This window comes from Actinoplanes sp. NPDC051470 (assembly GCF_040682035.1).
Taxonomy (GTDB): Bacteria; Actinomycetota; Actinomycetes; order Mycobacteriales; family Micromonosporaceae; genus Actinoplanes.
Window position 1 is genome coordinate 120378 of sequence record NZ_JBFBAA010000010.1, and the last position, 13537, is coordinate 133914.

Annotated in this window: 14 protein-coding genes; 8 read left to right on the plus strand and 6 right to left on the minus strand. The window is 71.2% G+C overall.

What is annotated here, in order from left to right; genetic code table 11:
• The first annotated feature begins 26 nt into the window (after positions 1-26).
• From AB0M54_RS19435 to AB0M54_RS19445, 3 genes are read left to right on the plus strand one after another with little or no spacing between them, the layout of a single operon-like run.
• Positions 27-1481: an NAD(P)/FAD-dependent oxidoreductase gene (locus AB0M54_RS19435; protein WP_364472838.1), complete on the plus strand. Its 1455-nt coding sequence runs from the start codon at positions 27-29 to the stop codon at positions 1479-1481.
• Positions 1478-2296 carry an SDR family NAD(P)-dependent oxidoreductase gene (locus tag AB0M54_RS19440; RefSeq protein ID WP_364319327.1) on the plus strand — a complete coding sequence of 273 codons (819 nt, stop codon included), beginning with the start codon at positions 1478-1480 and terminating at the stop codon, positions 2294-2296. The genes AB0M54_RS19435 and AB0M54_RS19440 overlap by 4 nt, the downstream gene beginning before the upstream one ends.
• Complete coding sequence (locus AB0M54_RS19445; protein WP_364319329.1) at positions 2293-3132, plus strand: alpha/beta fold hydrolase; 840 nt, start codon at positions 2293-2295, stop codon at positions 3130-3132. The genes AB0M54_RS19440 and AB0M54_RS19445 overlap by 4 nt, the downstream gene beginning before the upstream one ends.
• Here the strand turns inward: AB0M54_RS19445 and AB0M54_RS19450 are convergent.
• Positions 3103-3993 (minus strand): diiron oxygenase, encoded by an 891-nt coding sequence (locus tag AB0M54_RS19450; protein WP_364319330.1) that lies wholly within the window; start codon positions 3991-3993, stop codon positions 3103-3105. The genes AB0M54_RS19445 and AB0M54_RS19450 overlap by 30 nt on opposite strands.
• Positions 3994-4041: 48 nt before the next feature.
• Between AB0M54_RS19450 and AB0M54_RS19455 the strand changes: the two genes are divergently transcribed.
• Positions 4042-4692 carry a TetR/AcrR family transcriptional regulator gene (locus tag AB0M54_RS19455; protein ID WP_364472840.1) on the plus strand — a complete coding sequence of 217 codons (651 nt, stop codon included), beginning with the start codon at positions 4042-4044 and terminating at the stop codon, positions 4690-4692.
• Positions 4689-4976, plus strand: coding sequence for a DUF4873 domain-containing protein (locus AB0M54_RS19460; protein ID WP_364319333.1), 288 nt, complete (start codon positions 4689-4691; stop codon positions 4974-4976). Before AB0M54_RS19455 ends, AB0M54_RS19460 begins: the two co-directional genes overlap by 4 nt.
• Here the strand turns inward: AB0M54_RS19460 and AB0M54_RS19465 are convergent.
• The 5 genes from AB0M54_RS19465 to AB0M54_RS19485 all read right to left on the minus strand — a co-directional run bounded on the left by AB0M54_RS19465 (position 4969) and on the right by AB0M54_RS19485 (position 9398).
• On the minus strand, positions 4969-6018 hold the full coding sequence (locus AB0M54_RS19465; protein WP_364319335.1) for a M20/M25/M40 family metallo-hydrolase: 1050 nt from the start codon (positions 6016-6018) through the stop codon (positions 4969-4971). The two genes, AB0M54_RS19460 and AB0M54_RS19465, sit on opposite strands and share 8 nt — an antisense overlap.
• 63 nt (positions 6019-6081) lie before the next feature.
• Positions 6082-6939, minus strand: coding sequence for a hypothetical protein (locus tag AB0M54_RS19470; RefSeq protein ID WP_364472842.1), 858 nt, complete (start codon positions 6937-6939; stop codon positions 6082-6084).
• Positions 6940-7606: 667 nt separating this feature from the next.
• Entirely contained in the window at positions 7607-8215 is a 609-nt protein-coding gene (locus AB0M54_RS19475) for a phosphatase PAP2 family protein (protein ID WP_364472844.1), read from the minus strand.
• Entirely contained in the window at positions 8157-8954 is a 798-nt protein-coding gene (locus tag AB0M54_RS19480; RefSeq protein WP_364472846.1) for a phosphatase PAP2 family protein, read from the minus strand. The genes AB0M54_RS19475 and AB0M54_RS19480 overlap by 59 nt, the downstream gene beginning before the upstream one ends.
• 9 nt (positions 8955-8963) lie before the next feature.
• Positions 8964-9398: a MarR family transcriptional regulator gene (locus AB0M54_RS19485; protein ID WP_364319342.1), complete on the minus strand. Its 435-nt coding sequence runs from the start codon at positions 9396-9398 to the stop codon at positions 8964-8966.
• Between the two features lie 72 nt (positions 9399-9470).
• Here AB0M54_RS19485 and AB0M54_RS19490 point away from each other — a divergent pair, with 72 nt between their 5' ends.
• The 3 genes from AB0M54_RS19490 (at position 9471) to AB0M54_RS19500 (ending at position 13456) form a co-directional block, all read left to right on the plus strand.
• Positions 9471-11231 carry an ABC transporter ATP-binding protein gene (locus AB0M54_RS19490; protein WP_364472848.1) on the plus strand — a complete coding sequence of 587 codons (1761 nt, stop codon included), beginning with the start codon at positions 9471-9473 and terminating at the stop codon, positions 11229-11231.
• Between the two features lie 63 nt (positions 11232-11294).
• Positions 11295-12194, plus strand: a complete 900-nt coding sequence (locus AB0M54_RS19495) for a siderophore-interacting protein (protein ID WP_364472850.1) — start codon at positions 11295-11297, stop codon at positions 12192-12194.
• 8 nt (positions 12195-12202) lie between these two features.
• Positions 12203-13456, plus strand: coding sequence for an MFS transporter (locus tag AB0M54_RS19500; protein ID WP_364319348.1), 1254 nt, complete (start codon positions 12203-12205; stop codon positions 13454-13456).
• Positions 13457-13537: the final 81 nt, after the last annotated feature.

Sequence of the window (13537 nt, forward strand, 5' to 3'; positions counted from 1 at the left end):
CCGTGCCCGTGAACGAGGCTGACCATATGGCCGAACATCTGGACGTTCTGATCGTGGGCGCCGGCCTCTCGGGCGTGGGCGCCGCCTGGCGGCTTTCCCGGGACCATCCCGAACGCAGCTACGCGGTCCTCGAGGCGCGCGGCGGGCTCGGCGGCACCTGGGATCTGTTCCGGTACCCGGGCATCCGCTCCGACTCGGACATGTTCACGATGAGCTACCCGTTCAAGCCGTGGCGGAACGACCGGTCGCTGGCCGACGGCGAGGCGATCATGACCTACATCCGGGAGATCGCCGAGGACGGCGGGGCTCTGCCGCGCATCCGGTTCAACACCAAGGCGCTGAGCGCCGCCTGGTCGTCGGAGACGCGGCGGTGGACGGTCGAGACGACCAACGGCACGTACGTCGGGAAGTTCCTGTACGCCTGTTCCGGCTACTACAACTACGACCAGGGGTACCAGCCCGAGTTCCCGGGGCGGGAAGACTACGCGGGCGCCTTCGTGCATCCGCAGTTCTGGCCGTCCGATCTGGACACCCGGGGCAAGCGGATCGTGGTGATCGGCAGCGGGGCGACCGCGGTGACGCTGGTGCCGACGCTGGCCCGGACGGCCGAGCACGTGACGATGCTGCAGCGCTCCCCGACGTACCTGACGATCCTGCCGGGGCGGGACAAGATGGCCGCGGCGCTGATGCGTCGCCTGCCCGCCGGCGCGGCCCACAAGATCGTCCGTGCCCGGAACGTGGCCATGCAGCAGGGCTTCTACCAGCTCGCGCGGCGGCGACCGGAGCGGGTGAAGGCGCTGCTGCGGAAGTTCGCGGTGGGACGGCTGGGCGACGAGGCGTACGTGGACAAGCATTTCAAGCCCTCCTACCAGCCGTGGGACCAGCGGCTGTGCGTGATCCCGGACGGCGACCTGTTCGAAGCCATCAGAGGCGGCAAAGCGTCCGTGGTGACCGACACGATCGAGCGATTCGTGGCCCGCGGCATCAAGATCAGCAGCGGAGAGGTCATCCCCGCGGACATCGTCGTCTCGGCGACCGGCCTGAGCCTGCTGCCCCTCGGCGGCATCGCGCTGACCGTGGACGGCAAGCCGATCCGGCCCCGCGATCTGGTCGCCTACCGCTCGATGATGCTCAGCGGCGTACCCAACCTGGCCTTCTGCATCGGTTACACGAACGCCTCCTGGACCCTGCGCGCCGACCTCAGCCACCGCTATGTGATGCGGCTGCTTACCCACATGGACCGCAACGGGTACGCCGTGGCGACGCCGGAGCCGGACCCGCCGGGGCCGAGGCGCCCGCTGCTCGACTTCTCCTCCGGGTACGTGCAGCGCGCCCTGCCGTACTTCATGCAGCAGGGTGTACGCGACCCGTGGACGGTGAAGCAGAACTACATCTACGACCTGTTCCGCTCGCCGCGCGCGGACATCCGCCGCGGTATGACGTTCACGCGCAAGCGCGCCCGGGTAGGAGCAGCCGCATGAATCCGTATGTCTTCAGGGGAAAGACCGCGGTGGTCACCGGGGCCGCGTCCGGCATCGGCGAGCAATTGGCGTACGACCTGGCGCGCCGCGGCAGCGAACTGGTGCTCGTCGACAAGGACGGAGTCGGGCTGAAAGCGGTCGCTTCACGGGTTGAAGGAACCGTGCAAACCCACATCGCCGACCTCTCCGACCCGGCCGCGGCCTCATCCCTGGGCGTGGAGATCAGGGCGAATCACCCGCGAATAGGGCTGCTGATCAACAACGCCGGCATGGCCCTGGGCGGCACGTTCGAGCAGGTCACGATCGACGAGTTCGAGACCGTGCTGAACGTGAACCTGCGCGCGCCGGTCCGGCTCACCCACGAGCTGCTGCCGTGCCTGCTCGCGGTCGAGGGCAGCCACCTGGTCAACGTCTCCAGCCTGTACGGGCTGATCGCGCCGCCGGGCCAGGCCGCCTACAGCACCAGCAAGTTCGGGCTGCGCGGCTTCAGCGAGGTGCTGCGCTCGGAGCTGGAAGGCCGGGTCGGGGTGACGACCGTGCATCCGGGCGGGGTGCGCACCAAGATCGCCGAGAACGCCCGGGTCGGCAGCAACGTGCCGGCGGGCATCCGGGGTGACGAGCGGGAGCGCTTCCGCCGGCTGCTGTCGTACCCGCCGGAGAAGGCCGCGGCCGAGATCTTGGACGGCGTGGCCCGCCGGAAGGCGCGGGTGTTGATCGCCTCGAGCGCCAAGCTGCCGACGGCGCTGTCGCGCCTGATGCCGGTCTCGCACATGAAGGTGATCGGCCGGCTGATGCGGCTGGCGACACGATCATGACGGTACGCGAGGTGGAGGTGCACGGCGCCCGCATCCGCGCCCGCGTCTCCGGCGATCCGGGCGCGCCGACGGTGGTACTGCTGCACGGGATCGCCCGCAGCCTGGAGGACTGGGCGCCGCAGCACGAGCGGCTCGACGACGACTACCGGGTGGTCAGCGTCGACCTGCCGGGCTTCGGGCTGAGCGACCCGCTCCCGGGACCGCCCAGCCTGGACGGCCTGGCCGCCGGCGTCGAGGACACCCTGGCCGTGCTCGGTGTCGAACGGCCGGTGCACCTGATGGGCAGCTCGCTCGGCGGGGCCGTGGCCATGCGCATGGTGTGCCGGGAGCCGGAGATCGCGCGGTCGCTCACCCTGGTGGCGAGCGCCGGGTTCGGCCGGGAGGTCACCATGGCCCTGCGCATCCTGGCCATCCCGGGGCTGGGCCGGCAGCTGATGCGGCGCTTCGACCGGCGCGCCTCGACGCGGGTCGAGCGGAGCCTGTTCGTCGACCGGTCGCTGGTCACCGACGAGCGGGTGGAGTTCGGGCTTCGCGTCGCCGCCCGTCCCTCGTACGCCGCGCACTTCCTGGCCACGGCGAAGTCGCTCGGCGGGTTCCGGGGCGTGCATCCGCGCTGGCGGACCGACCTCCTGGCCCGGGTCGCCGAGCTCGACCCGCCGACCCTGGTCGTCTGGGGCGAGAAGGACCTGATCCTGCCGGCCGCGCATCTCGAGGCGGCCCGGGCCGCCCTCCCGCACGCGGAGTTCCATCTCTTCCCGCGTACGGGCCACATGCCGCAGATCGAGCGGGCCGACGAGTTCGCGTCGTTAGCCCGCGACTTCCTGAAGAAGGCCTGAGCGCTTCCACAGCGCCTTGCCCGGGCCGTCGATCAGGCCCAGACCGTCCAGGAACTCGACGACCCGCTCCCCCGCCCAGCGAAGAGTCTCCTGGAAGTGCGGGTTGGTCCAGGCGGCTCGACGGCCCACCGCCGGTTCGATGCCCACCGACCGGTAGACGTCCTGGTGAACCAGATGGTGGCCGGTCAGCCATGCGGTCCTGGCGATGATCAGGCGATCGAAGGCCAGCCGGGGCTTGCTCGCCTGCTCGATCTGTCGCGCCAGCTCTTCTCTCGCATACCGGACATGTCGCGATTCTTCGATGACGTGGATGCGGGAGACCATGCGGACGAGGGGCTGGACCCGCTCGTCGGCCATCGCCTCGCGCTGGAAGGTGTCCAGCACCTCCTCGGCGATCAGCGTGGCCGCGTACATCCGGGGTCCGGTCGCGGTGCTCGCGACGTACTTCCCCAGCAGGTCGTCGCGCCCGGCCGGGCGGTAGTGCGGGGCGCCGAAGCGCTCGATCATCCGGCCGAACATCACCGAGTGCCGGCACTCGTCGCCGACCTCGGTCAGCGCGTACTGGGCGTGCCGGTCGGTGGGGTCCTGCCGGAAGTATTCGCGGAGCAGCATCTGCATGAGGATCGTCTCGAACCACACGCCCAGCCCGGCCACGCTGGCCACCTCGTGTTTGGACAGTTCGATCCGCTGGTCCTCGGTGAGCCCGTCCCACAGGTCGGTGCCGTAGAGGCTGCACCGCTCGGGCGGGCAGAAGTAGAGCCCGTCGACGAACGGCGCGTCCCAGTCGATCTCGACCTCGGGGTCGTAGGTGTTCGACGCCGACGATCGGAGCAACCGGGTGGCGGTCTTCTCGCGGTCCACGGTGTCCTCCTCTTGATGTTACCTCGGGTAACAGTTACTTTTCGTACTATGAACTCTCCGGACGGTCGCAGTCAACGCTGGGCCGGTCATCGTGAGCAACGCCGCGCCGAGCTGACCGCCGCGGCCATCGCCGCGATCCGTGCGCAGGGCCCGGACCTCGGCATGGAGGCGATCGCCGCTCACGCCGGGGTGAGCAAGCCCGTCCTCTACCGCTACTTCGCCGACAAGACCGAGCTCTGGCAGGCGGTGGGCCAGGAGACGGCGGCCGGCCTGCTGGCCGCGATCGGTCCGGCTGTTTCCGCGGTACGGGCGGAGCGCGACGTGGTGACCGCGGCGATCGACGCCTATCTCGCCTACATCGAGGGCGACCCGCACGTGTACCGGTTCGTCGTGCACCCGTCCGGCATCGAGCGCGGCCCCGACCTGGTCGGCGACGTGGTCGACACGGTGGCCGGCGGCCTGGCGCGCATCCTGGGCGACCGGTTGCGCTCGGTCGGCCTCGACTCCGGCCCGGCGCTGCCCTGGGCGTACGGCATCGTCGGCTACGTGCAGACGGTCGGCGACTGGTGGCTGCGCAGCCAGCAGCCGATCAGCCGGCCGGCCCTGAGCGACTACCTGACCACCTTCCTGTGGGGCGGCATCGCCGGCATCGACCGGGCCCCCGACTTCCCACCGGCTGATTGGACGGTCAAGAAATGAGCGAGGACTTCCGCGGCAACGCCATCGTCCGGGTCGGCGACTCGTCGGTCGCGCTGGCCGTGCGCCTGTCGGCCCACTTCGAGCCGCTCGAAGGACAACTCCGCTGGGCCGGCCGCGCCGCGCCGGACGACGCCCTGGTGGCCGCCTACCGGGCCGGCTTCCGCGAGGCCACGGTCACCATCGTCGGCGGCGCACCGACCCGGGCCAAGGTCGGCGAGCCCGACCCGTGGGGCGGCATCCGCCTGTCCGGCACCGGGTTCCCGCCCTGGCCCGACTTCAGCTGACCCTGGTCAGGAACTCGCGCAGCGCCCGATAATAGGGCTCGACCGTGGCGATGTCGAGGTATTCGGCCGGGCCGTGCTGGCCGTCGCCGCCCGGGCCGAAGATCACCGCGTTGATGCCGCGGGCCGAGTAGAACCGGCCGTCCGCGGCGCCGTGCTTCCGCAGCAGCTCGCCCTGGTTCAGCAGCCGGACCTCGTCGCACTCGGGGTCGGCGTGATGGGGTGGCGCCACCGAGTCGATGGTCACCGTGACGCCTTCTTCTTCCAGGTCGGCGGCGATCTGCTCACCGGTGCGGCCGTCCTCGGGCGGGAAGCGCACGTCCAGCCACGCCGTCGCGTCGGCCGGGACCTGGTTGACGGCCGCGTTGCCGGTGGCGATCCGGGCCACGTTGACCGTGGTCACCCACTCCTCCCGGCTCGGCACGGGATAGCGCGCCAGGATCGCCTCGACAGCCCGCGTCACCTTGGTCAGGGCGTTGTCGCCGAGCCACGGGTACGCCGCGTGGGCCGCCCGCCCGGTCGCTCGCAGCCGCACCTGGAGCAGGCCCTTCGACTCGGTCACCACGCGCAGGCCGCTCTGCTCGCCGATCACCACAAAACCGGCCGTGACGCCCTGCTCGATCTGGTGTGCCGTTCCGTCGAAGCCGCCGACCTCCTCGTCACAGACCAACTGCAGGGCAAGGGGGTACGGGAGGATGGGCGCCATTTCGCGGAAGACGGTGGCCAGGACCAGCGCGGCGACCTTCATGTCCTGGGCGCCGCGGCCGTGCAGCCGGGTTCCGTCGTTGACCGGAACGAACTGGTCCGGGGTTCCCGGCACCACGTCCAGATGTCCGTTCAGGATCACTCGTGCGTCGAGCCGGCCGGGCTCGGTGGTGACCAGCGCGCTCGGTTTGCCGCGGGACTCGAAGCGCCGGACGGCGAAGCCCGGACCGACGACGTCGAGGACCAGGTCGAGGGCGCGGGCCAGGTCGGCCGGGCGGTCGGCGGTGGACGGGATCGCGATCAGGGCCTCGGCCCGCTCCAGCAGGGCGTCCAGGTTCACCTTCCCGAGCGTACGGAAAAGGGCGCGGCCGTGGTGGCCGCGCCCGTTCGCCGTGCTGGTTGCCTACTTCTTGGCCGGGGCGGTTTCCTTGCCCTTGTCGGCCGCGCCGGCCTCGTCACCCGCACCGGCATCTTCACCCGCACCGGCATCTTCGCCCGCACCGGCGTCGTCGCCGGCTTCCTCACCCGCGCCGGCCTCGCCCGCCGCGGCCTTGGCCACGGCCAGGTCCAAGCAGGACTGGAGCAGGGTGGCCCGGGCGGCGTCGACGTCGGCCGCGGCCTCGTCGCCCGCACCGGCCTCGTCACCCGCACCGGCCTCCTCGCCCGCACCGGCTTCCTCGCCGGCGCCGGCCTCTTCGCCCTGGCCGGCCTCGCCCTTGCCCTTGCCGCCCTTGCGGTCCTGGCCGGCCTCGCGGGCCGCCTTGCGTGCTTCCTTGGCCCGCTTGACGGCGCCCTTCAGCGAGCGCTGGAGCTCGCCCATCTTCGGCTTGTGCTTGGCCGCCCGGGCGGCGGGCGGCGCTTCCGGCGCGGCGGACTCGCCGGCCCCACCGGCTTCCTCGCCGGCCTCCTCGCCCTGGCCCGCGGCTTCCTGGTCGGCGGCGGCCTGGTCGACCGCGAAGGTGTCGCACGCGGTCTCGAGGGCCAGCGCCGACGCGGCGGCGGCCTCGGCGGCGCCCTGGTCCTGGACCGGCGCCAGCTCCTCGCCGTCACAGACCACCGAGCCGCCGTTGATCTCCAGCTTGGTGCACTGGGACACGTCGAACTGCTGCCCGTCCACGACCACGACATCCGCGGCCTTGGTCTCCCCGGCGGACGCGAGCTGCACACCCGTCAAGCCGCCGGCCACCAGAACGCCGGCGATCACAACCGCGCCGATCACCTTACGGTTGACCCGGTTGCCCCTTCGGTAACGCAGACTCATCATCACTCCTCGTCGCTGGACGTCGATGTCTCTTCGCTGGGGACTTACGGGCCCGCCCTCGGAGCGGTTCACCGTTTCCACGAACGGAAAATCGGCCACAACGCGCCCCGGCCCCCAACACATGCCGCGTCTGCCCAGCTCAGTCACCCGGATCAGGGACTTCACAGCGGCTTCACACGCACCCCACATCGGCGGCAATTAAGAGACAAGAAAGGTTGAGCCGGCCCGACTCCGCGAGCCGAATCGCTCGGCAGAACGCCACCGGAACGGCCGCCGAAAAGCCCATTGATCCGCGCTCCGCCGCGGCCGCCGCACATTTCGCTATGGCGAACGAGCATTCGGGGACACTTCCCCGGACGCGTACGCCGGGGTTGGGGCGCGAAACGTCGGGGTTGGGGCGCGAAACGTCGGGGTTGGGCGCGAAGGCGCCGGGGTTGGGGCGCGAAGCGCCCGGAGGGTGACCACGCACGCAGAATGAAGGGTGCGCGGCTCTGTTCTGGCCGCCCCGCGGCCATGGAGCCGCGCGCCCGGCCCCGGCGGGAGAGCGACGGTCAGCACCACCCACCCAGGCACGACATCAAGCTCTTGATCTTGAATTTCGACGCCGCGCGGAGGCTCAACCCGTCGATGACACCGGGCTCTTGATCTTGAATCTCGACGCCGCGGCTCAGCTCGTCGATGACATCGGACTCGCCCGGTGGAAGGACTTCGTCCAGGTCACGGTGCGGTCGAGGAGGGCCCGGGCCGCGATGGTGACGCAGACGGCGCCGTTGACGAAGGAGGCGGTCACGTCGCTGGGGTGGTGCATGCCCCGGTAGAGGCGGGAGAAGGCCACCGCGACCGGCACCAGGATCAGCAGCCAGCACGCGGCCTTCAGCCAGGCTCGCTTGAGCAGCAGGGACAGGACCAGGGCCAGGCCGGCGTAGAGGGCCACCGCGGCCGAGGTGTGGCCGGACGGGAAGCTGCTGGTCGGCGGGGAGACGTCCATCTTGGGCACGGCGGGGCGGGCGCGGTCGATGGCCAGGGTGGTGAAGAAGAAGACGACGGCCTGGGCGGCGACGGCCAGGCACAGGAAGATCGACTCGCGCCAGCGGTGCAGGCGCAGGCGCAGCACGACGGCCGCGAGGACGGCCACGCCGATGATCACGGGGGTGCTGCCGACCAGGCTGAAGAAGCCGGTCACCCCGTTCCGGTCGCCGGTGCGGCCGGCCGCGAAGTCACGGTTGACGGCGTCCTCGATCGTGAACGGCCAGTCTTTCGACAGCACCTTCGTCACCAGCAGACCGATGCCGATCATCACGACGAGCCAGATCACGATCGGGGCGATCACCCGTTTCAGAGCCTGCAACGCTATGTGCACGCGGCGTTCTTACCCAGGTCGATCTTCGGTCAAGCACCGGAACCATGGCGACGACCACCGCCGCCCCGAGCAGCCACCCGGCCACGACGTCGCTGGTGAAGTGCACGCCGAGCCCGATCCGGCTGAGCCCGGTCACCGCGGTCACCACCACCGCGGCGGCCCACAGCCAGCGCCGTCCCCGGCCGTACGGGAGCAGAATCGCCAGAAAGACCGCGCAGGTCAGCGCCGCGTTGGTGGCGTGACCGGACGGGAACGAGTAGCCGGCCGCCCGCGCCACCGGGTCGAGGAACGACGGCCGGTCGCGTTCCACCACCAGCTTGAGCAGGGCGGCGACCACGCCGCCGGCGGTCATCGCGATGATCACCCACCACGCGGCGCGCGACCGGTGCCGCCGGAACAGCCAGACGACCAGGATCAGCGCGCCGGCCCGCAGCGCCATCGGCGAGAACACCAGGCTCCACACCTGCATGGCGTCGACCACCGCGGGATGGTTCACGGCCCACACGTGCACCGCGTCGCTGACCACCAGGTCGAACGATCGCAGCGGCGCCCAGCGACCGGCCACGAAGATCGCGAGCAGGGCGAACGGCATCAGCAGGACGACGGCCACAGCAGCCGCGACGACGTTCAGACGCAACGAGACGGTACGCACCACACCGCATGGCTACCCGTTGGACGACTGATGTTCACCTGACCCGACGAGATTCCGGAGGATCCGCCCGAGTTCCGCCCGGTCGTCGCCGCTCAACCGGTCGAAGAACCGGTCCGCCTCCTCGATCCGCGCCTCCCGGATGTCGTCCGCGGCGGCCCGCCCCTTGCCGGTGAGCACGATCAGCGTGGCCCGGCGGTCGGCAGCGTCGGGGCGGCGCTCGACCAGCCCACGGCGCTCCAGGTGGTCGACGACCTCGGTGGCCGAGCGCGGCGCGATGCGCAGTCGTTCGGCCAGGTCGCCCAGCCGATGTGGCTCGTCGCTCAGGAGCACCCGCAGCGCCCGCGACTGGGCCGGGGTGATCGCCCACGGCTCCAGCGCGTCCCGCGTACGCGTACGCATCTCTCGGGCGACCGACCAGAACAGCTCGCCCAAACCCTGCTCAGACACGGGAATAGCGTAGCAGCGAAATGAGCTGTAACCTCATGTTGAGGTAACCTCATCAAAATGAAAGGACCACACTTGGACCGGCGAAAGCAGAAAGACATCGAGAAGGAGCAGGCCAAGAAGGTCTCGCTCGGCCGCATCTGGCGGCTCTTCCGCCCGCACCGGGCCCAGCTCGCCGTCGTCACCGCGATCATCGTCGCGGCCTCGGTGATCGCCATGGCCCAGCCCTTCCTCCTGCGCGAGGTCATCGACGTCGCGCTCCCCCACTCCGATCTCCGGCTGCTGAGCTGGCTGGTGGCCGGCATGGTCGCCGTCGCCGCCGTGACCGCCGCGCTGGGCGTCGTGCAGACCTGGATCGCCACCACCATCGGCCAGCGGGTGATGCACCGGCTGCGCATCGACGTGTTCGGACACCTGCAACGGCAGTCCGTGGCCTTCTTCACCAGAACACGCACCGGCGAGGTGCAGTCCCGCATCACCAACGACATCGGCGGCATGCAGTCGGTGGTGACCTCGACGGCCACCTCGATCGCCTCGAACCTGACCACCGTGATCGCCACCGTGGTCGCCATGATCGCGCTGTCCTGGCAGCTCACGCTGATCTCGCTGGTGGTGCTCCCGCCGTCGGTGCTGCTGTCGCGCCGGGTCGCCCGGATGCGCCGGGCGATCACCGCCCAGCGCCAGCGCGAGCTCGCCGACCTCAACGTCACCGTCGAGGAAGGCCTGTCGATCAGCGGCATCCAGCTCAGCAAGACCATGCACACCGGCCCGGAACTGGTCCGCCGCTTCACCGACTCGTCGACCCGGCTGATCGACCTCGAGCTGCGCTCCGAGCTGGCCGGCCGGTGGCGGATGGCGACGATGAGCATCATCTTCGCGGCCATCCCGGCGGTCATCTACCTGAGCGCCGGCCTGCCGATGAGCGCGGGCGCGATGAGCATCGGCACGCTGGTCGCCTTCACCGCCCTGCAGACCGCGCTGTTCCGCCCGCTGACCCAGCTGCTCAACGTGGGCGTCTCGGTGACCGCGTCGCTGGCGCTGTTCGCCCGCATCTTCGAATACCTGGACCTCCCGGTCGAGGTGGACGACCCGGCCCACCCCGCCGACGTCTCCCACGTCGCCGGCCACCTCCGGCTCGAGGGCGTGACGCTGACCTATCCGGGCAGCCCCGGGCCGGCCGTCGAGGACGTGACCCTGGACGTTCCGGCGGGCACCTCGCTGGCCCTGGTCGGCGCGACCGGCTCGGGCAAGAGCACGATCGCCGGCCTGATCGCCCGGCTGCACGACCCCACCGCCGGCCGGGTCACGATCGACGGCGTCGACCTGCGCGACATGAGCCTGGCCGACCTGGCCGGCATCGTCGGCGTGGTCAGCCAGGAGACCTACCTGCTGCACGCCTCGGTGCGCGAGAACCTGCGTTACGCCCGCCCCGGCGCGAACGACGAGCAGATCGAGCGGGCCGCCCGCGCCGCGCAGATCCACGACCTGATCAGCAATCTGCCTGAGGGGTACGACACGGTCGTCGGCTCCCGCGGCCACCGCTTCTCCGGCGGCGAGAAGCAGCGCATCGCGATCGCCCGCACGCTGCTGCGCGACCCACGGATCCTGGTCCTCGACGAGGCCACCAGCGCCCTGGACACGACGACCGAGCGGGCCGTGCAGGCCGCCTTCGACGAGCTGTCCCGCGGCCGCACCACGATCACGATCGCCCACCGCCTCTCCACGGTCCGCGACGCCGACCGCATCGCGGTCCTGCACCACGGTCGCGTCCTGGAGTCCGGCACCCACCAGTCCCTGGTCCGGGCCGACGGCCGCTACGCCGCCCTCGCCGCATAGGGTTGCCTAACCTATCCTGGCGGGGAGCGCGTGACAGCGGCCTCGAGGGATGGAGTGCTTCGGATGAGCGGGACCACGTTGCCGATGCGAGTCTGGACCGGCACGGTGGTGCGGGCCGAAGACCTGACGCCGGGGATGCGGCGGGTGGTGTTCGGCGGCGCCGGCCTTTCCGGGTACGCGACCACGGGCGTCGGGGACGAATACCTGCGGCTGATCTTCCCGCGGCGGCGGGGCGAGGCGCCGCTCCTGCCGACGGTCACCGACGGCTGCCTCGACTACGACTCGATCGACCTCGCCACCATGCGGACCTACACCGTGCGCGACTTCGAGTCGGCCACCGGCGAGGTGACCATCGACTTCGTCGTCCACGACGGCGGTGTCGCGGCCGAGTGGGCCCGGTCGGCCCGGCCCGGTGACCTGGTCGGGCTCAACACCCCGGACGGCATGTACGACGCGCCGGCCGGGCTGAGCTGGCAGTTCCTGGTCGCCGACTGCGCCGCCATCCCGGCCGCCGCGCGCCTCATCGAGAACGCGCCGAGCGGTGTGCGTACCCGGGCGATCCTGGAAGTTCCCGACCCGGCGCACCACCTCGATCTCACCACCACCACCTCCGACGTCGAGGTGACCTGGATCTACGGCGGCAACGGGCACGGGCCGAGCCGCCTCGAACAGGTCGTCCGCTCGATCCGGACCCCGGCCGAGGGCATCGGCTACATCTGGGTGGCCGGCGAGACCAAGGAGCTGCGCGGCGTCCGCCGCTATCTGCGGCGCGAGCTGGGGCTGCCGTCGTCCGCCTACAAGACCGTGGGCTACTGGACCGACGGCGCCGAGAAGTGGCGCGACCGCTACGCGGCGCTCGACGCCGAGACCAGGAGCGCGCTGGACGCGATCTGGGAGAGTGACGCTGATCTCGGTGAGATCGAGATCCGCTACGACGAGCAACTGGCCCGCCTCGGCCTATAAATGAGGCCGTGACCAAGACGATCTGGCGTGCGGCCGCCCCGGCGGTGCTGATGGCGGCCTGGGGCGGCAACCACTTCTCGCCGCTGCTGCTGCTCTACCGGCGGGTCGACGGCTACAGCCAGGTCGAGGTGAACCTGTTCTTCGCGTTCTACATCCTCGGGCTGGTCCCCGGCTTCCTGCTCACCGGCCCGATCGCCGACCGCCACGGCCGCCGCGGCACCGTGGCCGTGGCCCTCGGGCTGGGCGTGCTGGGCAGCGTCATCCTGATGACCGGGCACACCAGCGTCCTCTGGATGTGCGCCGGGCGGCTGGTCTGCGGGGTCAGCGTGGCCGCGGCGATGGTCGCGGGCACCAGCTGGATCAAGGAGCTGTCCGAGCACGACGCCGACCCACCGGCCCAGGCCCGGCGCGCTTCGCTGACGCTCACCGCGGGCTTCGGGCTCGGCGCGGGCGTCTCCGGCGCGCTCGCCCAGTGGGGCCCGGCGCCGACGATCCTCCCGTACGCGGTGCAGATCGCCCTGTCGCTCCTGGCCGCCGTCCCGCTGAGCCGCGCGTTGGAGACCGCCGGGCCACACGCACGCACCCCCGGGCCACACGCCCGCACCCCCGGGCCCGCGCCGGCTCCCGCGGGACTGTTGCCTATAGGTGCGCAGAGCAGCTCTGCGCACCTATACGCGTCACTGTGCCTGCCGCCGGGCGGATGGCGGCGCTTCGCCGGGGTGGTGGCGCCGATGGCGCCGTGGGTGTTCGGGGCGCCGGCGCTCGCCTTCGTGGTCGGTCCGGCCCTGGTCGCCGACCGCACCGGCGACCTGGGCATCGCCTTCGCCACCCTGCTGGCCGTGCTCACGCTCGTCACCGGGGCCGGCGTCCAGCCCTGGGTGCCACGGCTAGCCCGGCTGCTGCGCGGGCGTCAGGGCGTGGCCGGGCTGGGCGTGTTCGCGGTCGCCGCCCTGCTGCTGGCGGCCGACCCGGCGCCGCTGGGCGTGGGCGTGGCGGCGCTGCTGTTCGGCGTCGCCTACGGGGTGTGCATCGTCTCGGGGCTGGTCGAGGTGCAGACGATGGCGCCGCCCGGGAGCCTGGCCGCGCTGACCGGCGTGTACTGGTCGATCACGTACGTCGGCTTCGCGTTCCCGGTTGTTCTCGCCGCGATCGCGGGGGCCGGCGCCGGCTACCCGTTACTGCTTTCCGTGGTCGCCGTGATCACGCTGGGTTGTGCGGTTATCGTGGCCATCGCCCTCAGAAAGGACGGGAATGTCCGATGACCAGCGCGGCCTGAACCGATTCGGGACAGGTGTCGTACTAGGTATGTGCGGCACATGCCCGGCCGCGCGCGTGCTCGTACC